Source organism: Compostibacter hankyongensis (assembly GCF_039541075.1).
Classification (GTDB): Bacteria; Bacteroidota; Bacteroidia; order Chitinophagales; family Chitinophagaceae; genus Compostibacter; species Compostibacter hankyongensis.
The window spans coordinates 1,205,730-1,230,836 of the sequence record NZ_BAABFN010000001.1; the positions used below are offsets into that span (position 1 = coordinate 1,205,730).

Here is a 25,107-nt window from a genome sequence, read left to right on the forward strand (position 1 = left end):
ATTTTCGATCTCCATGAATGCAACAGGTAAACAAAGGGTTTTTCGGACAACAGTATCAGCACTGATTTCCGGGACCATTATTATTACCTGCATGCGATCATGGAGGCAGGAACTGTAATGCACCTAAAGAAGCAGCCGCAGCGCCTTCCTCCGAAACGGGGAAGGCGCTGTGTTTTTTATAGCCGCTGACGATTGCTTAACACAAAATGCTGTAACAGAGAAACATGAAGATTTTAAAGTTCGGGGGTACTTCGGTAGGATCCGTGGAAAGCATCCGTACGCTGGCCGGCATTGTAAGATCAACGCTGCAGGAAGGGCAGCGCGTTGCCGTAGTGACCTCCGCTATGGGGGGTATTACCAATTGTCTGCTGGAGATGGCGGCCCAGGCCGAAGCCGGAAGCGACTTCCATGTATTGCTGCAGAAGATGGAGCAGCGCCATCTTGAAGTGATCAAGGCCCTGATCGCTGTAAAGCGGCAGAACCCCGTGATCATGCAGCTGAAGATCTTCATGAACGAGCTGGAAGACCTGCTGCAGGGGGTAAAAGCCGTTGGGGAGCTTTCCGCCAGGACCCAGGACAGCATTGTCGGCTATGGCGAGCTTTGCTCCACCTTTATCGTGGCCCAGCTGTTACAGCAGGATCACCCGGACGCCCGGTTTGCGGACGCCCGGCTATGGATCAAAACAGACAGCGCCTATGGCCATGCCCGGGTGAACCAGGAGCTGACCGACCAGCTGATCCGGGATGCGTTCCGGGATAATCCCGCCGCTGTGTTCTGTATTACCGGCTTTGTGGCCAGCAATGAAAAAGGACAGACCACTACCCTCGGGCGCGGGGGCAGCGATTATACCGCCGCGCTGGTAGGTGCGGCCATAGAGGCCGAGGAGATACAGATATGGACGGATGTGGACGGTTTTATGACCGCCGATCCGCGGATGGTCAGCAAGGCCTTTACCCTGCCGGAGATATCCTATACCGAGGCGATGGAGCTGACCTATTTCGGCGCCAAGGTGATCTATCCGCCCACGATGATCCCGGCTTTTGAGAAGCGTATACCCATTGTGATCCGGAACACCTTCAATCCCTCCTTTACCGGTACCGTGATCCGTGAGCATGCCCATCGCAACGGCCACCTCATCCGCGGCATCTCTTCCATCAGCGATGTCAGCCTGATCAACCTGCAGGGCAGCGGCATGGTGGGCAGAACAGGCTTCAGCGGCCGCCTTTTCTCGCTGCTGGCCAGGGAAGGGATCAATATTATCCTGATCACCCAGGCTTCTTCAGAACATAGTATAACCCTGGCCGTGAGTCCGAAGGACGCCGCCAACGCCCGCCGGCTTATTGCAGCCGAGTTTGAGCTGGAACTACAGACCGGCAAGCTGGAAATTCCCCGTGTGGAGGATGAACTTTCTGTGCTGGCCGTGGTCGGGGAAAATATGAAACACACCAGCGGCGTGAGCGGCAAGCTGTTTAACGCACTGGGCAGAAACGGCGTAAACGTGACAGCTATTGCACAGGGATCCTCGGAGTACAACATATCCGTGGTGATCCGTAAAAACGACCTGGCCAAGGCCCTCAACTTAGTACATGAGGCCTTCTTCCTCTCCCGGATAAAAACCCTGAATGTGTTTTATCTCGGCGTGGGCAATATCGGGAAAACCCTGCTGCGTCAGGTAAAGGACCATGAAGCCTACCTGCTGGAGCACAATGCGCTCCGGATCAATATGGTAGCCATTACCAATACGCGGCAGATGCTGTTTCGCGAAGCCGGCATACCACTTCAGCAATGGGAGCGGCTGATGCAGGAAGGGGGAGAGCCGGCCGACCTGGAGCAGTTTATCTCCCGCATGAAGGCCATGAACCTGCCCAACAGCGTATTTATCGATAATTCGGCCAGCGCCGACGTGGTGAACCATTATGCTTCGCTGTTTGCCGCCAGCATTTCGGTGGTGACCTGTAACAAGATCGGGAATTCGGGCTCCTATGAGCAATACAAGGCCTTCAAGGCCGCGGTGAAGAAGCATGGCGTGAACTTCCTGTACGAGACCAATGTGGGCGCCGGGCTGCCGATCATCAAAACCCTGCAGGACCTGCTGGTGAGCGGGGATAAGATCATGAGGATAGAAGCTATCCTGTCCGGCACCATTTCTTTTATCTTTAATGAATTTAAAGGAGACAGAAGGTTTTATGATGTCGTAAAAGAAGCCCGGGCAAAGGGGTATACCGAACCCGATCCCCGCGACGATCTCAGCGGGCTGGACTTTATGCGGAAGATGCTGATCCTCGCCCGGGATTCCGGATATGGTGTGGAAATGGAAGATGTGGAGATCGAGCCCATCCTCCCGGAAAGCTGTATGCAGGCGACTTCGGTGGACGCATTTTTCGAAACCTTATTGCAGGAAGATGCGTATTTTGAGGAGCTGAAGCAGCGGGCCGAGCGCGAAGGGAAGGTGCTGCGTTATATCGGCGTGCTGGAAGACGGTAAGGTAAGCATCCGGCTGCAGGCTATCGATGACCGGCATCCTTTTTACGCGCTGTCCGGCAGCGATAACATCATCGCCTTTACCACGAACCGCTATACCGCCTGTCCGCTGGTGGTGAAGGGCCCCGGCGCCGGCGCCGAAGTTACCGCGGCAGGGGTGTTTGCCGATCTGGTGAAGTGCGCTAATTAGAAACCGGAAACTGAGAAACAAGAAACTATAAATAGATCATGGGCGACGATTGTTGTAAATCCGTAAAAGTGTTTGCCCCGGCCACCGTGGCCAATGTGGTATGCGGCTTTGACGTGCTGGGCTTTGCCGTATATGCGCCGGGCGATGAGGTCATCATGCGGCTCACCGACGAAGCGGGTGTAAAGATAAAAGCCATACACGGGGATGAAGGAAAGCTGCCACTGGACCCGGCAAAGAATACCGTGAGCGCCGCTGTGATCGATTATCTGCAGGCTATCGGCGAGCCGGAGCGTGGCGTAGAAATTACCCTTTTTAAAAAGATGCCGGTAGGCAGCGGTCTGGGCTCCAGCGCCGCCAGCACGGTAGCCGGCCTCTTTGCCATCAACACCCTGCTGGAGGAACGTCTTCCGCGGGAAGCCCTGCTGCCTTTTGCCATGGCCGGAGAGCAGCTGGCCTGCGGGCAGGGACATGCGGATAATGTGGCTCCCGCGCTTATGGGCGGCTTTGTGCTGATCCGCAGCTATGACCCGCTCGACGTCATCCGCCTGCATACCCCTCCGGGACTGGTATGCGCGCTCATCCACCCTCACCTCGAAGTCGCCACCCGCGACGCCCGGCGGATCATCCGGCAACAGGTATCTCTGAAAGATGCGGTACAGCAGTGGGGGAATATCGCCGGTCTGGTCAGCGGGCTCTATCGCGAAGATCATGCGCTTATCAGCCGGTCGCTTCAGGATGTGATCATAGAGCCGGTGCGTTCCATGCTGATCCCCGATTTTTATACCCTGAAGCAGAAAGCCCTGGACCAGGGTGCGCTGGGCTTTGGCATCTCCGGTTCCGGTCCCGCCGTCTTTGCCCTCAGCACAGACCAGGACACCGCCTGTAGCATCAGGGATGCCGTACAGGAACATCTCCGTACGCTGGGCATCGAATCGGACGGCTACGTTTCCCAGGTCAATGCCGAAGGCCCCCGCATTATGTAAGGATGCGCAGACTAAAACGTTAACCCATTTCATAGGATGCCGGAAAGCCGGCGTGTGCATAAAACAGGAAGGGATGCAGTACTACAGTACAAAGGATAAACATACAAAAGCAGATTTCCCCCAAGCGGTTTTTCAAAGCCTCCCGCCCGATAACGGGCTTTATATGCCGGAGAAGCTTCCCCGGCTGGAAGAGGCGTTTATAAAAAAACTCGGCGGCTTCTCTTTTCCCGAGATAGCCTTCCGGGTGGCTTCCGCCCTGCTGGAAGAGGCCATATCCGCGTCCAGGCTCCGGGAGATCATCGATGAAGCGGTTAACTTCCCGGCGCCGGCGGTACCCCTGGGAAAAGATACCTATGTGCTGGAGCTGTTCCATGGCCCCTCCCTGGCGTTTAAGGATTTCGGCGCCCGCTTTATGAGCCGGGTGATGGCTTATTTTCTTGAGCAGCAAACTCGCCCCCTTGACATTCTTGTGGCCACCTCCGGCGATACCGGCGGCGCCGTAGCCCTCGGATTTTATGATGTGCCGCATATCCGGGTGACCATCTTATACCCCTCGGGTAAGGTCAGTCCCGTGCAGGAGCAGCAGCTGACCACGCTGGGAAAAAACATCCGCGCCCTCGAGGTGAAGGGCAGCTTTGATGATTGTCAGCGGCTGGTAAAACAGGCTTTCCTGGATCCGGAGCTCAGCAAGACCCTGCAGCTTTCTTCCGCTAACTCTATTAATATTGCCCGGCTGATCCCGCAGACCTTTTACTACTTCCATGCCTGGGCCCAGCTGCAGCAGGCGGGCCATACCGCCCCTCCGGTGTTTTCGGTTCCCAGCGGCAATTTCGGTAATCTTACCGCGGGAGTAATGGCCTGGAAGATGGGCTTACCGGTAGCCCGTTTTGTGGCTTCCACCAATGTGAACGACGAGGTGCCGGTATACCTTCGCACGGGCGTATTTGAGCCGCGACCCTCCCTGCATACCCTTTCCAATGCCATGGATGTGGGCAACCCGAGCAATTTTGCCAGGCTGCTGGAGCTGCTGGGCGGTGCGGAAGATATGGGCGGTCTGCTTTCGGGATACAGCTTCACCGACGAAGCTACCCGCGAGGCCATCCGGAGCGTTTTCACCCAACACGGTTATGTAATGTGTCCGCACACCGCCGTCGCTTATCTGGGCCTGCAGGAATTTCGGCGGGAAAGCGGAACCGGTAACCCGGGTGTTTTCCTCTCCACAGCGCATCCCTGCAAGTTCCCGGATGTATATGAAACGGATATGCAGCCGGCCATCGTCCTTCCCGAACAGCTGGCGTCGCTGAACGGAAAGCAAAAGCAGGCTGTGGTTATGGAGAACGACTTTTCGCAGTTAAAAGAGATATTGCTGCGCGGATAATCAATCAAGAAAGCCGGACCATCCGACTTTTTTTCCGCGATGCCATACGACCGAAAATCCGATCCTCATGAGATGTCTTCTCTACGTTTGTCTGCTGTCGTTGTCCTGTTCTGCCGCGCTTGCGGAAGGGAAAGCGACGCAGGCTTGGGTTGCTCCGCAGCCTGCAGATATGGCCGCTACTGTTTCCCGGCCGGCAGATACCCTCATTACCGTTCCCCTGGGTGGCAATACCTGGAAATACCCCAAGGAAAACCACGGCGGTCAGCTCAGCGAAGCCGGAATCCGTAACTGGACGGACACCGCCTGCTATTTTATCACCCGTGTCCGGGTAAGCCGTCCCGGGATGCTCCGGCTTTGGCTCAGGGCAACCGTGTCCGGGGGAGAAAGTGTGATCCGCGTATCCCTGCTCGGGCACAGCCGGGACATCAGGCTGAAGCCGGGAGAGCCGGGCGACCGTTCTGCGGGAACCTGGCAGGTCACGGATACCGGCTATATTGCCATAAGGCTGCAGGCCCTTTCGAAGACAGGCCGGTATTTTGGGGAGGTGGCGGCGCTGAAGCTGGACGGCACGGCACTACAGGGACGCACTGCCTTCGTAAAAAACAACGAGGGCAATTTCTTTTACTGGGGCCGGCGGGGTCCTTCCGTCCACCTGAATTACGAAATGCCCGGAGATGCGGATGCCGAGTGGTTTTACAACGAGGTAACGGTGCCGGCGGGCAACGATATTGTCGGCTCCTATTTTATGGCGGACGGCTTTGCCGAGGGATATTTCGGTATGCAGGTCAACTCCTCCCGCGAGCGGCGCATTCTCTTTTCCGTATGGAGTCCTTTTCATACCGATGATCCGTCGGCCATTCCGGCGGATCAAAAGATATTGCTTGTAAAAAAGGGCGCCGGTGTGCATGCCGGCGAGTTCGGGAACGAGGGTTCGGGCGGACAAAGTTTTTTGCGTTATAACTGGAAAGCCAACACTACCTACCGTTTTCTGCTGCATGCCCGGCCGGGCGACAACGATCATACCCGCTACACGGCCTGGTTTTATGCCCCGGAGCAGGCGCATTGGCAATTGATCGCGAGCTTTAGCCGCCCGCATACCCATACCTGGCTGAAGCACCTGCATTCCTTCCTGGAGAATTTTTCTCCGGATCAGGGCGACATTACCCGCAAGGTGCTGTTCACAAACCAGTGGGTCCGGGACGCCGCGGGAAAATGGACGGCGCTGACCCGCGCCCGCTTCACAGGTGACAATACAGCCGGAAAAGGCTACCGCATGGATTACGGGGGAGGAGTAGAGGGCGCCGCCTTTTTTCTGAAGAACTGCGGTTTCTTTAACGGCTATACGCCATTGAATACGCATTATGCCCGTCCTCCGGGAGGCCTGCCGCCGGAGATCCCATTCGAAAGGTTAAAGGTGAAAGGTAAAAGGTGAAGGGCCGTTCCACGTAAACCCGAAATCCGCAATCCCCGCATTCATTTGAATACCTGCACGCCGTTTGCTTCCAGTTGGCGCAGCAGCGTTTGGTTGAGGCTATCCGACCAAAGGGCGGCGGCATCGCTCAGCCCGAACATCTCCAGTTTCGGCAGGGCGGACAGCTGTGTGGGGAGTGCGGTGAACCGGTTTCCGTTGAGCTCGATCTCCAGGAGGCCAGCGTAGTTCAGCAGGGGCATGGGGAAGCGGTCCAGCTGGTTATAGCTGAGGTCTACCCGTTTCAGCTTTGGAAAGTTCCAGCATTTATCACCCACGGTGGCGATGTCGTTATGGCTGCAGTAAAATAGCTCCAGCCGGTCCAGCCGCCGGATGGCGGTGGGAAGCTTTCTGATCCGGTTATGGGAGAGATACAACTCCTTTACCTTCCTGAGCTTCCGGATTTTCGGGCGGATGCGGCTGATCCGGTTGTAATAGATATCGAAATGGCGCAGCTGCTTCAGCTTGTAAACGGCTACGGGCAATCGCGTCAGGTTGTTCCTGTACAGGATGATCAGTTGCAGCCGGCGCAGCCGTTTTATCCGATGCGGTACTTTCCCGATATCGTTGGTAGACAGAATAAGACTTTGCAAGGTATTCAGGCGGGTAAGATCCCGGGGAATATCGCGGATCTGGTTTTCCGATAGGTCCGTCCAGCGCAGCGCAGGCAGGTAGAGACGTGGTATGACCAACCTGCTGAGGAAGTTACGGGATACGTGGAGTTCCTGTAAAGCCGGCATGGGATGGCTGATCTGTAAGGTGGTGATCACATTGTCGTCCAGGTTGACCGACTCGAGGGCGGGCAGCCTGTAGAGCACCTCCGGAAAAGTTTTCAGGTAGTTGCCGGACAGGTTGATCCGCTTGAGCTGACTGAAACGGAGGATGCTTTCCGGCACTTCTTCGAGGTCAAAGCCGTGCAGGTCCAGCTCAGTAATATTATCAGGCTGGTTCAGCGCGGCCGCCAGGCTCCGGGGCGGCAGGGTGGACTTTAGCTTTCCCTGCACCGTATAGAGCCGGAAGAGGTTGGCAGAATCTCTTGCCGTATAGTCGCGCGTCCCCGGAGTGTAGAGCAGCTGTTTTCGTACGCGTATGCCCATATGCACGGAGTCCTGCGCGGTGAGCGGTACAAGCTGGGCAAAATCCGTCAGGGGCAGGAAGACGAACAGCAACGGCAGCAACCTTTTTTTCATGGCCGTGTAGCTTTAGAGATGGAGAAATATCCATCCTAAAGGTAAAACTAAATTTTTAGTTTTCAAAACGGCTGTGGAAAAACTCAGGGCTGTAGCTGCAAAACGGCGAACACCGGACAATGGTCGGAGGCGGGATTGCCTTTCAGCACCCGTATGGCGCCGGTGGTCCAGGTATGGCTTTTATCGGTGAGGATATAGTCTATCTTGGAATGGGGATCGTCCCAGGGAATGGTATAGCCGCTGGATGCGGAGGCATCCGAGAAGCGGGTCTTCATCAGGGCGATCTCTTTGCTGTCCGGCCGGCTGTTCATATCCCCGGCCAGGATAACGGGCAGCGTGTCCTGCCGGTAAAAGCCAAGAAGCGTCTGTATCTGCCGCAGGCGTTCTTCGGGAGCCTTCCGGTAGTCCAGGTGGGTGCTGGCAAATTTCAGCCGGGTGCCGTCTTTCAGCCGTACCGTTATTTCTGCAATGGCGCGGGGTTCTCCGCCCGTGACGGAAGGCAGGTGATGGGTGGCGCTGCTTTCCAGCGGATAACGGGACAGGACGCCTATACCATAGCCGCCGCCCTGATAGTCCATGGCCCTGGCAAAATAAAAATAAGGTATCCCGCTTTCCCGGGCGATCTGCTGCAGCTGAAAGACCTTTCCGGTCCGGTCCGTCATGCTGTCCAGCTCCTGCAGGGCCACCAGATCAGGACCAAAATCGCGGATCACTTTGGCGATATTTTCGGTGTTTACCTTCCCTGCGTTGTCTTCCGCATGATGGATGTTATAGGTGAGCACCTTCAGCTGCTGCGCCGGCAGCTTTGCTGCTGCCAGCAGCAAGGCCAGAACGAGGATAAGCGGTTGTTTTTTCATGATTTAGCTATAAGGAATAAGATGTGGAAGTTGCCGCCTCTGCTTTTTCGCGCAGCCGTTTCACAATGGCGGAATCGGTGATGCTGATCTCAAACTCTTTGCCGTCGCCCATGGCGGCATGAGGGTTCCGGTATTGCATTTTGCTGTCGGCGGTACGGTTGCCCCGGGAGTGGTATTCACGGGCGCCCGTCTGACGCACCAGCTCGGCAATATTTTCTTCCCGCACACCGGAGCCCGCCATAATGGTGATCCGGTCTCCTGCAACCTGTACCAGCTGCCGGATCAGACCGGTGCCCTCCATGGCGATGCGGCGCTGCCCGGAGGTCAGGATACGTTCGCAGCCCGTGCTGATCACCGCTTCGAGGGCTTCGAAAGCATCGCTGGTCATATCAAAAGCCCGGTGAAAGGTAACGCCCATCGGTTGGGCCAGCGTTACTAACTGCTTCGTACGTACGACGTCCACCTTTCCGTCTTCGGTAAGCACGCCGATGACCACGCCGTCGCAGCCCAGCTGCTTGCAGACTTCGATATCCCGCTGCATCAGCTCGAACTCCAGGGCATCATAGAGGAAGTCGCCTCCCCGGGGCCGGATGATGGGATAGACTTGTATGGACAGCGCTTCCCGCGTTTTGGCAATGGCGCCATAGCTGGGGGTGGTGCCGCCTTCGGCCATATTGTCGCAAAGCTCTACACGGTCGGCTCCGCCGGTCTGTGCAGCAATGGCGGAAGCGGCCGAGTTGGCGCAGATCTCAAGGATGACAGGGGTATTCATAATAATATTTTAAGTGGGGTATGTTGGGCGATCAGGGTAAAATCCCGGTCCTTATGTACAAGCGGTATATCGAAATAAATGGCATAGAAAGCGATTAAGCAATCGTTGCTTTTACGGATGGTAATTCCTTTTTTGCGGAGATCCCTGTATAGGGCAGCCGCTCCTCCGGCTGCTTCTATGGCAGGAAGGTCCAGTATGGAAAAAGCGGAAAGCAGATCCTTTGTCTGTTCAAAGTCCCCGTCATCCTGGATGCCTTGCAGTATCTCCTGGTAGATAACGGGAGTGATGATAACGGGAAAATCTTCTGCAATATAACGGCCCAGCAGGTCTGATCCTCTGCCGGAACGGATATTCAGGAAATCGATCCATACCGATGTATCAAAAAGTAGCGGATCGTTCAAGCTTTTCTCATTTCCTGAAGATTCCCCTTCCAGAAGGACTTATGCCGTATATGAAGCAATTGCTGTCTTTTCAGCCGGTTTACATAATACTGTAAGGCTTCCTGCACAGCGGCTCTTTTGGTGGGCTGCTTCCCCAGCCTCATCGCAGCTTTCAGCAGATGATCGTCTATTTCTATATTGGTGCGCATATCCTCCTTTGTTTTTATACACCTAAAGATAGGATTTTTTACACCAAAAGAAAACAGGATTCAAAAATAGCTCTTCCCGTCGATAAGTCTGTTGGGGGTTTGCTGGGAGTAAACGGCATAGTTAAAGCCTTTTTGCAGACACCAGGCGCCGATCTCTCCCTGCTTGTTGATGGCCAGAAAGCCCAGCTGTATGGACCGGGCATAGTCCGGGTCTTTTTTGACCACCCGCTCCACGGTCATGCGGCAGGCTTCTTCGGGGGAATGTCCCTGTCGCATCAGCTCTACTACCGTATGGGTGCCGCATATCCGCATGGTGGCTTCCCCGACGCCGGTGGAGGTGGCGGCCCCTATTTCGTTGTCTACGAAGAGGCCGGCGCCGAGTATGGGTGAATCGCCTACCCGGCCATGCATCTTATAGGCCAGTCCGCTGGTCGTGCAGGCGCCGGAAAGGTTACCTGCCGCATCCAGCGCCAGCATGCCGATGGTGTCGTGATTGTACCGGTTGCCCGGCAGGCGCAGTGGGCTGAAGGCGGTTTTTCTGCCGGCGGCTTTGTTTTCAATATTGATCTCCGGTTTGTATTTTGAGGTTTGTAGCCATTTCCGCCAGGCCTTTTCGGAGGCGGGGGTGAGCAGATGCTGTCGCGGAAAGCCCTGCTCCAGCGCGAACTGCAGGGCGCCATCCCCGACCAGCATGACGTGGGGCGTTTTTTCCATTACCCGGCGGGCTACCGAGATGGCATGTACGATGTGCTCCAGGCATCCTACCGAGCCGGCGTTCCCTTTTTCATCCATGATGCAGGCGTCGAGGGTAACGTGCCCGTCGCGGTCCGGGAATCCGCCGAGACCGATGGTCTGTATCTGCGGATCGGCTTCCGGTACCTTGACACCCGCCTCCACTGCATCGAGCGCGCGGCCCCCGCTGCGGAGCACCTCCCAGGCGGCTGCGTTGGCGGGTATCCCGAAATCCCAGGTCGATACCACAAGCGGGCGTACGGCTTCCGGCCGCTGCCGGCGGGTAACGGCGGCGGCAAGCGCGGGGCGGTCGAGCGACAGCAGGGCGGCGCCCGCCGCGGACCATTTCAGGAACTTTCTGCGGTCTTGCATGGGAACGGGTTTGAAATTTCCAGTTTCTGGTTCAATAGTCTAAGGTCCAAAGTCTAAAGTTAATTTGCCGGGAATGAAACCTTAAACCTTAGACTTCCGTGTCTAAAGTTGATCTGCCCGGAAAAACCTTAAACCTTAGACCCTTAAACTTTAAACTTAAAATGCCCTTCACCCTTCACCTTTTACCTTTCACCTTTCCCCCTTTAGGGGGGTAGGGGGCGTCAGTCCTTCATCTCCCAGACCAGGGCGCTGGCGCCGAGGATGGCCGCATCGCTTTCCTTCAGCTCGGACAGCAGCACCTTTACCTTGTCTTTATAGATCTCCAGCAGGCTTTCTTCCATATGCCGGACGGTGGGCTTCAGGATAAGATCGCCCGCTTTGGTGAGGCCGCCGAACAGGATAATGGCCTCGGGACTGGAGAAGGCGATAAAGTTGGCCAGCTGCTGCCCCAGCATTCTGCCGGTATATTCAAAGGCGTCGAGCGCCAGCTTATCCCCGTGAAGGGCCGCATCCCGGGTGGATTTTGAAGTGATCTCCTCGGGAGGAAGACCCCGCAGCCGGCTATCGGTCTGATGCGTATCCAGCAGCTCCCGCATGGTGCGTGCCAGCCCGGTGGCGGAAACATAGGTTTCCAGGCAGCCGTAACGTCCGCATCCGCACAACCTTCCTTCAGTGTTTACGATCACATGCCCCAGCTCACCGGCGAAGCCGTCGTGCCCGTAAACAAGCTCGCCGTTGGCGACAATGCCGCTGCCCAGGCCCGTGCCGAGGGTGATCATGATGAAGTCCTTCATGCCGCGGGCGGCCCCGTAGGTCATCTCTCCGATGGCCGCGGCGTTGGCATCGTTGGTGAGTACTACAGGCAGTCCGAAAGCATCCTTGACCAGGTTGGCCAAAGGGATCACCCCTTTCCAGGGCAGGTTGGGGGCAAATTCTATCGCTCCTTTGAAATAATTGCCGTTCGGGGCACCGATGCCGATGCCTTTTACTTCCCCGGTGTCGGCCATCTTTTCGATGAGCGGGGATAAAGCGTTGTAGAGATCCTCCACAAAAAGGGGAACTTCCGCATGCGCACGGGTGGAGATGCTTCCTTCACTCAGCAAATTGCCACGGCGGTCCACAATGCCGAATACCGTGTTGGTGCCGCCGATATCGATGCCCACCGCTAACTGTTGATTCATTTTTATGTGTTTATTTCGAGAACATGGTTTACAGGTCAGTGCTACATAACCGCGGCTTCATAATCCAGCCCCTGCGCTTTCAGGATGGATCTTACCCGGTAGCCGAAAAAGGCGATGTAGGCAAAACCCAGCACCGGTATGATGTACGACCGGTGAATGCCCAGGGCCGGCATATCCGCCAGTCCGCCCTGTATCGGAGGGATAAGGGCTCCGCCGAGGATCATCATGATCAGGAAGGCCGAAGCCTGGCTGGTATATTTTCCCAGCCCGGTAATGGACAGGGCAAAGATGCAGGGCCACATGACCGAACAGAACAGCCCTCCGCTCATAAAGGCAAAAGCGGCCGTCTGACCGGTAGTGAACAGGCCGATGAGCATGGCGGCCGTTCCCAGTCCGCCGAAGACCAGCAGGGTACGCGCCGGCTTTTCCTGTCCGATAAAGAAGCCGAAGACCAGAACCAGGATACAGATGGCGTAAAGATAAAAATCGTTGATCTGATTCCCTTTCCATATGTTTACGCCCAGCACTACCCCGAAGCCGATAAAGGGAACGATCACCGTCATCAGCTTCCGGGCTCTTCCGGAAAGATTAAAAATAGTGATGGCGGCTGTCCAGCGGCCGATCATCAGGCTTCCCCAGTACAACGAGATGTAGGGGTCGATCTGCGATTTGTCCAGGCCGGCAGGGGAGAGAAAGCCGGGTTGCTCCAGGAGGGCGCCCATATTGCTCTGGATGGTCACTTCCACGCCTACGTATACAAACAGCGCCGTCATTCCCAATACAAGCTGGGCGTAGCGCATGGCTCCCCAGCCCTGTGCATCCCGCTGTGCGCTTTTAAAGGAATAAAGCAGGATGCCCAGAATACCGACAATGCCAAGGACGAACAATGGCAGGGCATAACGGCTGATCACGCCGATCAGGATAAGCAGGAAAAAAAAGGTAATGCCCAGCATCGAGCGGGTAGCTTTCCCCGTTTTTTCGAATATCTCGTCAGAGATGAACCGCGGCATTTTGGTAACGGCAAAGATAACAGCCGCCAGCAGGAACAGCCCGGCCAGCATCAGGTAAAGCTTATTGATCGTACTGATATCGGTAACGGCGGCCTGACCGTTCTCGCTGGCCGTGCCAAACAAAAGGATGGCGACCACGATAGGACCGATGGTGGTCCCGAAGCTGTTGACGCCTTCGGCAGCATTCAGCCGGTGCGCGCCCGTGGAAGGGTCCCCCAGCATCACGGCAAAGGGATTGGCGGCGGTTTGCTGCAGGGAGAATCCCAGCGCCACCACAAAAAAAGCGCCCAGGATCAGGAAGAAGGCCGTGCTCTTGTTCTCCATGCCGTTACCCAGATTGACCACCCCGATCAGGAGCAGGGCGCCGGCTACCGAGATGAGCAGACCGTAGATGATGCCTTTTTTATAACCGATCTTGTTGAGGATATCTACGCCCCGGAAGGCCGAGAAAAGGTACAGCAGCAGCGAGCCGATAAAATAGGCGCTGTAAAAAGCGAAATCGATCAGCTGCGATTCCAGCTGGGTGAGGTTGAAATGTGCCTTGCAAAAAGGGATAAAAACGCCGTTGGATGCCGCCACAAAGCCCCAAAAGAAAAATACGGTGATCAGTATATAAAAGGCGGGATTGATCCCCCTCGTCGATTCGTCATTCATGCCATGTGTTTAGCAGGGTCATCTGGCTGCCGGCCGGGTTTCCCCGGCCGGCTAATGTAAAAATTATTTTCAAGAACGGGGTTGAAACCTTGAAAAAGGGGGAGGGGAAGGCCGCTAAATAATAATAAATTCAGGAAATGTTAGTATGTTAGCGGCTTCGTTTATCCATCAAACCGGGTATTTATGTCTGTGTCCGATTCTCCCCGCTCGGCCGGCCGCGCGCAAGTAGCTAATTATACCACGCCCATGATCATCATCGGGATGTTGTTCGCCGTGTTCGGGTTTGTTACCTGGGTGAACGGTACCTTGATCCCTTATCTGCAGATCGCCTGTGAGCTGACTACCGCGCAGGCGCTATGGGTGACCTTTGCCTTTTATATCTCTTATGCCCTTATGGCTTTTCCGTCTTCCTGGGTATTGAAGTTCACGGGTTTTAAGAAGGGAATGATGCTCGGGCTGCTGATCATGTCGCTGGGGACGCTCATTTTTATACCCGCGGCCAATACCCGCAACTTTGCCTTTTTCCTGACCGGCCTGTTTGTCACCGGCATCGGGCTGGCAGTGCTGCAGACCGCCTCCAACCCCTATGTGACCATTCTCGGGCCTATCGAAAGCGCCGCCCGGCGGATGAGCATCATGGGCATCTGTAACAAGGGCGCCGGTGCACTGGCGCCGCTGATCATGGGGGCCATTATGCTCAACAATGTGGACGCTTTCGAAGCCGGTTTGGAACATCTGGATGCTGCGCAACGTGCCGTTCAGCTGGACGCGCTTGCCGCCAGGGTGATCGTGCCCTACATTGTGATTACGGTGGTGCTGATACTGCTGGCCGTGGCCATCCGTTTTTCTGCCCTGCCCGATATCAATAAGGAGGAAGAAACGAATGCCGAGGTAAAGACACAGGCCACAGACCGGAAAAACCTGTTTAAATACCCTTATCTGATCATCGGCTTTATCACCCTGTTCCTCTACGTAGGAGTGGAGGTCATCGCGGGCGACATCATCCAGATATACGGGAAAGCCATCGGTATCCCGCTGGATGTGGCCAAACATTTTACCACCTATACGCTTATCGCCATGTTGGTCGGCTATCTGCTGGGCATTGCCCTTATTCCCAAGGTACTCAGCCAGGAGAAATCACTTTATATCGGCAGCATACTGGGGCTGGTCTTTTCACTGGGCGCTATCTTTACCCAGGGCTATCTCTCTATTGCGTTTGTTGCCCTGCTCGGTTTTGCAAATGCTCCTATGTGGCCGGCGATATGGCCCCTCGCGCTCGACGGGGTAGGCCGGTTTATAAAAATGGCTTCTGCCCTGCTGATCATCGGCATTGCCGGGGGCGCCATCATACCCAGGATATGGGGCGTCATCGGCGAGCATGTGGGCTACCGCGAAGCTTTCTGGCTGCTGGTGCCCTGTTATCTGGTTATCCTCTTCTACGCTGCTGCCGGTCATAAGATCGGAAAAACGGTACATCATTGATGTGACGGTTTGAACTTATTATTATTTACAGAGCAATGTGTATAGCAGACAAGGTTAACGAAAGATTTATGGCGCTGTATCATACAACGCCGCTGCTTATCCTTTCCCCCGGGCGGGTGAACATTATCGGAGAGCATACAGATTATAACGACGGGTTTGTGCTGCCCGCCGCCATTGATAAAAAGATAGCCCTCGCCATCGCCCCTTCCGGGTCCGGCCGTTGTACGGTGCATGCCGCAGCGCTGGAGGACAGCTTCAGCTTCGACTGCAGGGAGGAGGTGCGGCCCGCAGAAGGCTGGAAAAACTATATCCTCGGAGTGGTGCACCATCTGCAGCAACGTGGATATCGTATCGATGGCTTTAACGCTGTTTTTGACGGAGATATCCCCATCGGCTCCGGGCTGTCTTCCTCGGCGGCGGTCGAGGGCGCCTTCAGCTTCGGGCTCACACAGGTGTTCGGGCTGGATGCCGAGCGGTTTGAGCTGGCGCTGATCGGTCAGCAGGCAGAACATACTTTTGTAGGGGTGAACTGCGGTATCATGGATCAGTTTGCCAACCTCCACGGCCGGAAAAACCAGCTGATCCGTCTCGACTGCCGCGATCTTTCGTATGTATATGTACCGTTCAACTTTCCCGGCTATAAGATCGTTTTGTGCAACACCATGGTGCATCATTCCCTGGCATCTTCCGCCTACAATGAAAGGCGCCGCCAGTGCGAGGAAGGAGTGAAGGTGCTGCGGGATCATTATCCCGAAGTAAAAAGCCTGCGCGATGTAACACCGGCCATGCTGGAAGAGCATAAAACGGCGCTTGACAGCACAGTTTACCGGCGCTGCCGGTACATCGTGGAGGAAACCGAGCGGGTGGTTGCTGCCTGTGCCTGCCTTGAAAAAGACGATCTTTTAGGCCTCGGGCGGCTCATGGATGCCACGCACGACGGCCTGAGCGGCGATTACGAGGTAAGCTGCCCTGAGCTGGATTACCTGGTATCATTGGCCCGGCCGCGCAGCGAAGTGATCGGCTCCCGCATGATGGGCGGCGGTTTCGGAGGCTGTACCATCAATATCGTAGAAGCGGATGCCGTAAAAGATTTCAGCGATCATATAACGGATGCCTATACCCGGCAATATGGCAAACGTCCGGATATCTATGTGACTACCATAGAAGAAGGGACACACGCGGTATCCTACCCCCCGGCCCCCTAAAGGGGGAGTAAGAGGTTAAAGGTAAAGGGTGAAAGGTGAAGGGCATTTTACCAGAAACCTCAAACCGGAAACTCCCTCAATATTCATTATTTAATGCGAATGCCGGTTTCCGGTCCATCCACATGCCCCGTGTAAAATCGGGAATATGCTGTACGGCGCCGCCTTCCTGCACAGAGGCTTCTGACAGCGGGGTAATGGCATACCAGGTGGCGAGGTCGTACACATCCTGCTGAAAAGGCGCTTTCCGCTTGATGCTTTCCACCAGCGAGTTGATGACAAACCAGTCCATGCCGCCATGGCCCGCTCCTTCGGTATCGTTGGCATAGCGTTTCCACAGGGGATGGTCGTATTTTTCCATATATGGCTTATCGCTTTCCCATTCATCGTTGTTTTTGGTGGTGCCCTCGATATACAGCGAATCAAAGTCATCCATCCACAATCCCTGTGTACCCTGTACGCGGAAGTTGAGCGAATAGGGACGGGGAGAGTTGGTGTCGTGCGACAGCATGATGGTTTCCCCGTTGGCGGTCTTGATCAGCGTGGTGACGATATCTCCTAAGTTGAACTTTACCTTGGCATTGGGATGATCCTTTCCGCCGTTGTCTACGATGTACTTGTGCAGGCCGCGGGTTTTCGTGGCCATCGAAGTCAGCGACAGCAGGCGGTTGCCGCGGTTCAGGTTGATCATATTGCCTACCGGCCCCAGCCCGTGCGTGGGATAAAGATCCCCGTTGCGATGCACCGAATGGTTGGTACGCCAGTGCGCTTCGGAGATGCCTTTTTCGCCAAACTCCACGCCGTGCCCGTAAAAGTGGACGCCGTCGTTGAACTTTACGGGACGCAGGTCGTGCTGATAGCCGCCCTGCAGATGGATGATCTCCCCGAAAAGGCCCTGGCGGACCATATTGAGCACCGCCATCACATCGCGGCGGTAGCTCACATTTTCCATGCCGAATACCGGCACGCCGGTGGCTTCGCTGGTGTTCACCAGGTTCCAGCATTCCTGGATATCGGTGGCGCCGCAGACTTCCACCGAAGGTATCTTGCCGGCTTTCATGGCGGCGATGGCCTGGGGAACATGCCACTCCCAGGGAGAAGCGATGATAACGGCATCGATATCGTCACGCTTCAGCAGGTTCAGGTAATCATGCGGTCCGTTGGTATATTCGGCTACCTTTTTTGAGCCTTTGTAATATTTGCTGATAAGATCGCGGCAGCGCGGGATGGCCACCTTGGTATCCGGATCGCAGATCGCCACTACTTCCACGTCGTTGCGGCGCAGGCAGAGGCCTAAGTGGTTCTGACCGCGGAGGCCGGTGCCGATATGGCCGATGCGTACCTTGGCCTGCTTTTCGGCGCCGAAGGCGCGGACGGACTGCGCAGAGCCCAGCAAAGTGGCCCCTACTCCGGCCACCGTCGTATTGCGGATAAAGGTCCTGCGATGCATTTTCTGAGTCATGAATAATATGGTTTTAGCGGTAATAAAAAATAGACCGGCAGCGTTACTGCCCTGATACCGGCTCCCAATATAAAAAATATGCGGAAAGAGAAAAAGGAAAATCGCCGGAGCCGTTACAGCAATGAATTTTTTTGAAAAATTTCAGGATAAAAATAGGATAAATACGATGCAAACGTTGCCGGTAACGAGTGAATGAAAAAGGGTGTGGTTTCGCTCCGGGGAGTATAGTGGGAAAGTGTATCTTGGGCCGCTTTATATACGTTATCTAAGGAATCTGAAAAAACATTTGATTGAAGTCTTTACACATTGATCCGTTAAATCTTTTTGGTATGCGACGACTACCGTCCCCTCGTATGCGCCTGGCGCTTTGCGGCCTGGTTATGCTGTTGCTTTGTCCCGCTGTATTGTACGCCCAGCAAACTGCCCTGCAGGGTACGGTTACCGATCCGGCTACTTCGGAGCCCCTTCCCGGCGTTTCGGTAGGGTTGAAAGGTACCGGCCTGGGAACCGTCACCGACGGCAACGGGAGGTACCGCCTCGAAGCTCCTGCCGATACCGGTACGCTTGTTTTCAGCTTTGTGGGATACAACCGGCAGGAGGTCGCCATCAACCATCACACCGTACTGAATGTAAGCCTCGTCCGGAGCTCCTCGGATCTGAATGAGGTCGTGGTGGTGGGTTACGGTACCCAGAAAAAGAGCGATATCACCGGCTCGGTGGCTTCGGTAGATGAGCAGCGGCTGCGCGACATGCCCAATACCAATTTCGCCCAGGCGCTGCAGGGATCGGTGCCCGGGCTGTCGGTCGACCTGAACAGCGCCGGCGCCGAGCAGAACGACAACGCTATCGATATCCGCGGTCCGAATTCCATCCTGGCCACCAACAAGCCGCTCATCGTGCTGGACGGGGTGCCCTACAACGGTAGCATTGCGGGTATCAACCCTTCAGACATCGCTTCCATCGAGGTGCTCAAGGATGCTTCTTCCGCCGCCATCTACGGTTCCCGCGGCTCCAACGGCGTGATCCTGATCACCACCAAAAAAGGCGCTACGGGTAAGCCGGTCATCTCCTACGACGGGCAGTTCGGCATAGAGGATATTGCCAACCTTCCGCCCATGCTGAGCCCGGAAGAATTTTACCGGTTCAAGCAGACCCGGGAGCCCGGTTCCGTCACCCTCTCCGAACAGGAGATTTATGATTCCAAGCGTTTTCCGGACTGGCCCGATCTGGCCACCCGTCAGGGCAACCGCTCCCAGCATACCCTGGGCGTACGCGGCGGTACCGAAAATGTAAAATATTACGTCTCCGGTACTTACCTGGGGGTGAAAGGCGTGGCGGTGAATGATGACTTCAAAAGATTGTCGCTCCGCGCCAACCTGGAGGTGAAGCTGTCCCGCTGGCTTACCTTCGGTACCAACACCCAATCCGCTTACCTGGATCGCAGCGGGCTGCCGGCCGACTTCAACGGCAACTTCGGGGCTTACCGCTTCAATCCACTGACCACTGCCTTTGACTCTTCGGGTGCGCCCACTATTTATCCCTGGCCGGAAGATGTATTCTTTGAAAACCCGCTCTCTCCCACGCTGGCGAAGAACGTGGATCATACCTACGAGGTGATCTCAAATAACTTTTTGCAGGTAGACTTTCCTTTTCTGAAAGGGCTGTCCTACCGGCTGAATACGGGAGTGAACTACCGGAACCGTGACCAAAGTACCTATTACGGACGGAATACCAAAAGGGGACTGGAGGCGCAGGGATTGATGGACCAGGACAACGGCTTTGCCAATAACTATATCATCGAGAACATCCTTTCCTTTGACCGGAACTTTGGGGATCATCATATTTACTTCACCGGTCTGTACAGTTACGAGTACAATAACAACAAGACCAACAGCCTGCATGCCGAAGGGTTCCCTAACGATGTGAAGACCTTTTACCAGGCCGACGTGGCCCTGCTGCTCCAGCCCAAAGCCAGCTATACGCAGACCCAGCTGATCTCGCAGATGGCGCGGATCAACTACAGCTATAAGGATAAATACCTGCTGACGCTGACCGGGAGAAGGGACGGTTTTTCCGGCTTCGGTTCCGGTGAAAAATACGGATTCTTCCCTTCGGCCGCTATCGGATGGAACATCATGAACGAATCCTTTATGAAGAACAGCAGCCTGGTCAGCAACCTGAAGCTGCGGCTCTCCTACGGGACGAACGGTAACCAGGCGGTGGACGCTTACGGAACGCTGGCCCTGCTGGACAGCCGGCCTTATGTAAACGGCAATACTACCGCGCCGGGCTATGTGCCTTCCAGCCTGGCCAACCCCAACCTGGGTTGGGAAACCACCAACACCGCCAATATCGGCATCGACTTCGGGCTCTGGCAAGGGCGCCTGCAGGGGACGCTGGATATGTACAGGTCCAATACCTACGATCTGCTGCTGAGGCGGCGCATCTCCCCTGTGCACGGCATCACCAGCATCGTCCAGAACATCGGGAAAACGAACAACAAGGGAATGGAGCTGGGGCTGAGCAGCATCAACGTGCAGAAAGGAGATTTCAGCTGGTCTACCGAAGCCAATATCTCCTTTTACCGCAACAAGATCGTAGGGCTGTACGGCACGGGAGGGAACGATACCGCAAACACCTGGTTTATCGGTCACCCGATCAACGTGAACTTCAGCTATATATACGACGGCGTTTTCCAGGAAGGAGACGATATTGCCAACAGTCCCCAGCCGGATGCCAAGCCGGGTTATGCCAAGGTGAGAGATCTGAACGGGGATAACAAGATCACGCCGGACGGCGACCGTACCATCATCGGCAGCCGGCAGCCTTCGTTTATCTGGGGGATGGGCAACACCTTCAAGTATAAAAACCTGAGCCTGTATGTCTTTGTCCGTGGCGTAGAGGGTACCAACCGGAGCAACTCCCTTTTATCGGATAACGGGGTACAGTCCGGGGTACGGTACAATACTGTAAAAAAGAACTGGTGGACGCCGGAGAATCCTACCAATGATTTCTATGCCAACGCGGTAGGGGCCAATAAAAACGGCGCGCCCATTTACCAGAGCGACGCGTTTGTGCGGATACAGGATATTTCCCTGTCCTATAATTTCGGGGCGAGCGTGCTGGAAAAGCTGAAGCTGAGCCGGCTCCGGCTGTATGTGGAAGCGCATAACCTGGTCACCTTCACCAAATGGACCGGCATGGATCCCGAGCTGAATGACCAGGAGGGAATCCCGCTTCAGAAGGAATACATGATCGGTCTGAATATCGGTTTGTAGGTATGAATAAAGATGAATGTGCGAGGCTTATCTCGTTCATGATAATAACCGGCTCCGATGCACCTGTGGTGTCATCCGGCCATCGAAAAAGATAAATATCAACAGATGAAAATATCCGTTATCGCAATCCTGCTGCTGATCGCCGGCATAGGCTGGACCGGCTGTTCGAAGGAAAAGCTCAACGAAAATTCTCCGAGCCTGATCACCGGCGACAACCTCTTTGTAAACAAAGAAGGCTTTGAAAACGCCCTCAACGGCCTGTATGACGAAATGCGCCGGATCAGATCGGGGAGCCAGTACGGCAGCTCCAATACCCTCATGCAGGAGGCCGCCGTCATCGGCGTGGACAATGCTTACGGCAACTGGCGGGCGCCGGTGGAAGACGTCTTTAATTTATGGGGGGCGGACAACAATGCTGCGGAAGGATACTTCAGCGATGTATTTGCCTGGCTGTATGAAACCATCAACGCCGCCAATACCATCGTGGACCGTGCGCAGAACCCAGATCTGGAATGGAGCGAAGCGGATAAAGACGAGATCCTGGCTGAGGCCCGCTGCATCCGCGCCTGGTGCTACCGCCATCTTACCTATCTCTGGGGCGACGTGCCGCTGACCCTGCACGAATCATCAGGATCCAACATCAAAACCGATTGGGAAAGAACCCCCGTGGCCGTGGTTCGCGATTCCATGGAAGCCGACTGGCTTTTCGCAGAAAAATATCTTCCCGAAACATCCCAGAATGATGGCAAGCTCCTCAAAGGAGTGTCCCAGCATTACCTGGCGGAACTTTACCTTGCCGAAGGAAAGCCGCAGCAGGCTAAGGAAATGGCGCTCAAAGTAACGCAGAACCCGGCCTATGCGCTGGTCACCGAGCGGTACGGGGTGAACAAAGCCCTGCCGGGTACGCCCTTTACCGACATGTTCATCCACGGAAATTCCAACCGCAGCGAAGGCAATACCGAGGCTTTGTGGGTGATCCAGAACGAGCAGAACGTCATTGGTGGGGAGGGCAACAACATCATGGCCCGCTACTGGCTGAACCGGTATTATTCCCTGGCCGTAACGGGCACCGACGGGAAGAAAACCAATCCCATCGCTGCCAGCGGAGAGAATGGAGGACGGGGCATCGGCCGGCTGGGCCCTACCCGTTTCGCCCTGGACCTGTACGACAGCACGGACGACCGCGGATCGGACTTTGCCTGGCGCCATTACTGGATCATCAATGGCAAGCCGCCCAAAGGATATGCCGTGGGAGATACGATATTTCTGCACTGGGATAAAGACGAAACGCTGAGCAATGCCGACTGGCCCAATCCCCGCAAATGGGACTTTGCCAACCCGATCAACGATACGGATCCCCGGCAGTATAACGACCAGGTATATCTCCGTGCCGGAGAGACCTGGCTGCTGCTGGCGGAAGCGGATTATGAGCTTGGCGATGCACAGGGCGCCACCGATGCCATCAACGCGCTCCGTGCAAGGGCGCATGCTCCCGCGGTGACGGCCGGCCAGGTAACGCTTGATCTTATCCTCGACGAACGTTCGAGGGAGCTGTTTTCCGAAGAGGAGCGCCGGTATACCCTCAGGCGTACCCACAGCTGGCTCCGGAGAACCAAGCTTTATAACAAGATCGCCGGCCCGCATGTGCAGCCCCGGGATACCCTGCTGCCCATCCCGCAGGATGTGATCGATGCCAACCTGACTAAACCCATGCCGCAGAACCCGGGATATTAACCCACCCCCTGACCCCCTAAAGGGGGAATAAGGGGAAAGGTAAAGGGTAAAAGGGAAAAGGCATTTTAAGGATTTGATGATGTGCTGATGTGCCGATTTGATGATTACCTGATCAGCAGAGATAAAAGGTGAAAGGTCATTTTAAGTTTAAGACCATTGAAAATCATTTTGCACGAGATAAACCAGAAACAAACGGTGTGAGCAGTATATCCCTATGGTCCAAATGGCTTTTGCCCGTCCTGTTTTTCGGATTGGTCTCCGGGATCACAGGCTGCGGCTCATCCGGAAAGGTGCCGCTTGCCGCTGACGGCAAAGCGAAGATCTCTATCCAGCTGCCGGAAAACCCGTCGGAAACGCAGCGCTTTGCCGCCGCTGAGCTGGCAAAATACCTGCAGCAGATATCCGGCGTTGTATTTTCTGTAAAGCAGGCGGATGGCTCCGCCGGTCCGGTAATAAAGCTGTTGCGCAGCGGGGACGATGATCAGGAAGGATATTCCCTCTCTGTCCGCAACGGCGATATCCTGCTCGAAGGCCATAACGACCGCAGCATGCTGTATGCCGTCTATGACTTTCTGGAACGGCTGGGTTGCGAGTGGCTGGCCCCTGATTTTCCCTTTTATGCGGGCCATGCAGAAATGATCCCCCGTAAGCAGACGCTGGATTATACCGACGAGGGCAAGATAACGGAAACGCCTGTATTTGCTTACCGGAAGCTGGATGTGGCCGGTACGCGTACCCACGATGTGGAACAGATCAGGCAGCTCATTGACTGGATGCCCAAGCTGCGATACAACGTGCTGCGGTTTGCCATGGCGCGCGACGACAGCAGAGATGAGAAATGGGCGGCCTGGCGGACTGCGCTCACCCCGGAGCTGAAAAAAAGAGGGATCATCATCGAAGTCGGGGGACATGGGTACCAGCGTTTTCTCAATGCCCGCATGGAGCAACATACGCTGTTCAAAAAACATCCCGGATGGTTTGGAAAAGACAGCTCCTGCCGCCCCAGCCCTTCGGACCGGCTGGTCTTCAATACCGCCGACAGCGGCGCGGTGAACTATTTCCTGAATAACGTAGCCGGCTATATAAAAGACCATCCCGAGATCGATATCTTCGATCTCTGGCCACCCGACGTGGGGCGTTGGGCGGACTGCCCGGAGATGAAAAAGCTGGGAACCGTGGCGGACCGGCAGGCCCGCCTGGCCAACCGGGTAGACTCGATGCTGAAAAAAATACGGCCCGGTCTCCGGCTGGAGATCATCGCTTACGCTTACGCGTTGCTGCCGCCTGCACCCGGTATCCTGAACAAGGATATCCAGGTGGAAATATGTCCGATCAACCAGCAGTTCGAACACCAGATCTATGATACGGCCTCAGCCGGGAATGCGGAATATGTAAAAGCCATACAGGCCTGGAAAGGCACCTTTCAGGGCAGCATCGGGCTGTATTCGTATTACCGGAAGCAGGCCTGGCGTTCGCTGGCCAATGTGATCCCCCACTATATACAACGGGATATGCAGTGGTATGCCGGCGTGCCGCTGGCCGGTATCTCGTGTTATGCCGAACCGGGCGACTGGTATACCTATGAGCTGAATCATTACATACTCGGAGAAACAGCCTGGAATCCGGGGCTGAACGTGGATACCCTCATCCGCCGCTTTTGCCGCTCACGCTACGGCTCCTGCTGGAAGGTCGCAGAGGAGGCCTATGCCGACCTGGAAAAAATCGTGCCGATATACGGCAGCATCCCCTTCAGCACGCTGAAGCCTGCCCCGGAGATCGAAGCGGCGCAAAAGCAGGTTGAGGCCAGGCTATCCGAATTGCGCCGGGCGAAGACGGAGAACAGGGACTCCGTAGTAGCCGCCAATCTTTCCCGTCTGCTGCTGATGTTCGGCTATCTCCGGCAGGACCTGCAGATACAGCATGCACGCGCCTCCGGAGCGCCCCGCGAAGCGGTGCTGGCTCAGGTAAAAGACCTGCTGGCGTTTCTGCAGGCGAATGCCGGCAAAGGAGTAGCCATACTGACCGGCGCAGACGATCTGGGAAGATTTACCAAAAAATACGGGCTTACGCATCAGAGCCTGCTGGACTGAT

General features: G+C 55.6%; 18 protein-coding genes. 9 read left to right on the forward strand and 9 right to left on the reverse strand.

Features of this window, described 5'->3' with window-relative positions; all coding sequences use genetic code 11:
- Positions 1 to 224: 224 nt before the first annotated feature.
- The 4 genes from thrA (at position 225) to ABD851_RS04930 (ending at position 6,465) form a co-directional block, all read left to right on the forward strand.
- Complete coding sequence (gene thrA, locus ABD851_RS04915) at positions 225 to 2,672, forward strand: bifunctional aspartate kinase/homoserine dehydrogenase I (RefSeq protein WP_344976276.1); 2,448 nt, start codon at positions 225 to 227, stop codon at positions 2,670 to 2,672.
- A 38-nt stretch (positions 2,673 to 2,710) separates the two neighbouring features.
- Positions 2,711 to 3,655, forward strand: coding sequence for a homoserine kinase (locus ABD851_RS04920; RefSeq protein ID WP_344976279.1), 945 nt, complete (start codon positions 2,711 to 2,713; stop codon positions 3,653 to 3,655).
- Positions 3,656 to 3,728: 73 nt separating this feature from the next.
- Positions 3,729 to 5,033 (forward strand): threonine synthase, encoded by a 1,305-nt coding sequence (gene thrC / locus ABD851_RS04925; RefSeq protein WP_344976282.1) that lies wholly within the window; start codon positions 3,729 to 3,731, stop codon positions 5,031 to 5,033.
- Positions 5,034 to 5,100: 67 nt separating this feature from the next.
- Positions 5,101 to 6,465, forward strand: coding sequence for a DUF3472 domain-containing protein (locus tag ABD851_RS04930; protein ID WP_344976285.1), 1,365 nt, complete (start codon positions 5,101 to 5,103; stop codon positions 6,463 to 6,465).
- A gap of 41 nt (positions 6,466 to 6,506) precedes the next feature.
- Here ABD851_RS04930 and ABD851_RS04935 read toward each other — a convergent pair whose 3' ends face one another.
- The 8 genes from ABD851_RS04935 to ABD851_RS04970 form a co-directional block, all read right to left on the reverse strand.
- The gene (locus ABD851_RS04935; protein WP_344976288.1) at positions 6,507 to 7,691 is read right to left on the reverse strand and encodes a leucine-rich repeat domain-containing protein; all 1,185 of its coding nucleotides are present in this window, start codon (positions 7,689 to 7,691) and stop codon (positions 6,507 to 6,509) included.
- A gap of 83 nt (positions 7,692 to 7,774) precedes the next feature.
- Positions 7,775 to 8,548 (reverse strand): endonuclease/exonuclease/phosphatase family protein, encoded by a 774-nt coding sequence (locus tag ABD851_RS04940; protein ID WP_344976291.1) that lies wholly within the window; start codon positions 8,546 to 8,548, stop codon positions 7,775 to 7,777.
- 7 nt (positions 8,549 to 8,555) lie between these two features.
- Positions 8,556 to 9,320 carry a copper homeostasis protein CutC gene (locus ABD851_RS04945; RefSeq protein WP_344976294.1) on the reverse strand — a complete coding sequence of 255 codons (765 nt, stop codon included), beginning with the start codon at positions 9,318 to 9,320 and terminating at the stop codon, positions 8,556 to 8,558.
- Positions 9,317 to 9,721, reverse strand: coding sequence for a type II toxin-antitoxin system VapC family toxin (gene vapC / locus ABD851_RS04950; RefSeq protein ID WP_344976297.1), 405 nt, complete (start codon positions 9,719 to 9,721; stop codon positions 9,317 to 9,319). Before vapC ends, ABD851_RS04945 begins: the two co-directional genes overlap by 4 nt.
- Positions 9,718 to 9,909: a type II toxin-antitoxin system VapB family antitoxin gene (locus tag ABD851_RS04955; protein ID WP_344976300.1), complete on the reverse strand. Its 192-nt coding sequence runs from the start codon at positions 9,907 to 9,909 to the stop codon at positions 9,718 to 9,720. Before ABD851_RS04955 ends, vapC begins: the two co-directional genes overlap by 4 nt.
- A 60-nt stretch (positions 9,910 to 9,969) precedes the next feature.
- Complete coding sequence (locus ABD851_RS04960) at positions 9,970 to 11,013, reverse strand: glycosylasparaginase (protein ID WP_344976303.1); 1,044 nt, start codon at positions 11,011 to 11,013, stop codon at positions 9,970 to 9,972.
- A gap of 221 nt (positions 11,014 to 11,234) precedes the next feature.
- Positions 11,235 to 12,194: an ROK family protein gene (locus ABD851_RS04965; RefSeq protein WP_344976306.1), complete on the reverse strand. Its 960-nt coding sequence runs from the start codon at positions 12,192 to 12,194 to the stop codon at positions 11,235 to 11,237.
- A 41-nt stretch (positions 12,195 to 12,235) separates the two neighbouring features.
- A complete protein-coding gene (locus tag ABD851_RS04970; RefSeq protein ID WP_344976309.1) occupies positions 12,236 to 13,858 on the reverse strand; it encodes an MFS transporter in 1,623 nt (540 codons plus the stop codon).
- Between the two features lie 183 nt (positions 13,859 to 14,041).
- Here ABD851_RS04970 and ABD851_RS04975 point away from each other — a divergent pair, with 183 nt between their 5' ends.
- The gene (locus ABD851_RS04975; RefSeq protein WP_344976312.1) at positions 14,042 to 15,340 is read left to right on the forward strand and encodes a sugar MFS transporter; all 1,299 of its coding nucleotides are present in this window, start codon (positions 14,042 to 14,044) and stop codon (positions 15,338 to 15,340) included.
- A gap of 35 nt (positions 15,341 to 15,375) precedes the next feature.
- On the forward strand, positions 15,376 to 16,545 hold the full coding sequence (galK, locus tag ABD851_RS04980; protein WP_344976316.1) for a galactokinase: 1,170 nt from the start codon (positions 15,376 to 15,378) through the stop codon (positions 16,543 to 16,545).
- A gap of 76 nt (positions 16,546 to 16,621) precedes the next feature.
- Here galK and ABD851_RS04985 read toward each other — a convergent pair whose 3' ends face one another.
- On the reverse strand, positions 16,622 to 18,004 hold the full coding sequence (locus ABD851_RS04985) for a Gfo/Idh/MocA family protein (RefSeq protein ID WP_344976319.1): 1,383 nt from the start codon (positions 18,002 to 18,004) through the stop codon (positions 16,622 to 16,624).
- Positions 18,005 to 18,333: 329 nt separating this feature from the next.
- Here ABD851_RS04985 and ABD851_RS04990 point away from each other — a divergent pair, with 329 nt between their 5' ends.
- From ABD851_RS04990 to ABD851_RS05000, 3 genes are all read left to right on the forward strand, one after another.
- Positions 18,334 to 21,282, forward strand: a complete 2,949-nt coding sequence (locus tag ABD851_RS04990; RefSeq protein ID WP_344976322.1) for a SusC/RagA family TonB-linked outer membrane protein — start codon at positions 18,334 to 18,336, stop codon at positions 21,280 to 21,282.
- A gap of 105 nt (positions 21,283 to 21,387) precedes the next feature.
- A complete protein-coding gene (locus ABD851_RS04995) occupies positions 21,388 to 23,016 on the forward strand; it encodes a RagB/SusD family nutrient uptake outer membrane protein (protein ID WP_344976326.1) in 1,629 nt (542 codons plus the stop codon).
- A 197-nt stretch (positions 23,017 to 23,213) separates the two neighbouring features.
- Entirely contained in the window at positions 23,214 to 25,106 is a 1,893-nt protein-coding gene (locus tag ABD851_RS05000; RefSeq protein ID WP_344976329.1) for a DUF4838 domain-containing protein, read from the forward strand.
- The last annotated feature ends 1 nt before the right edge of the window (position 25,107 follow it).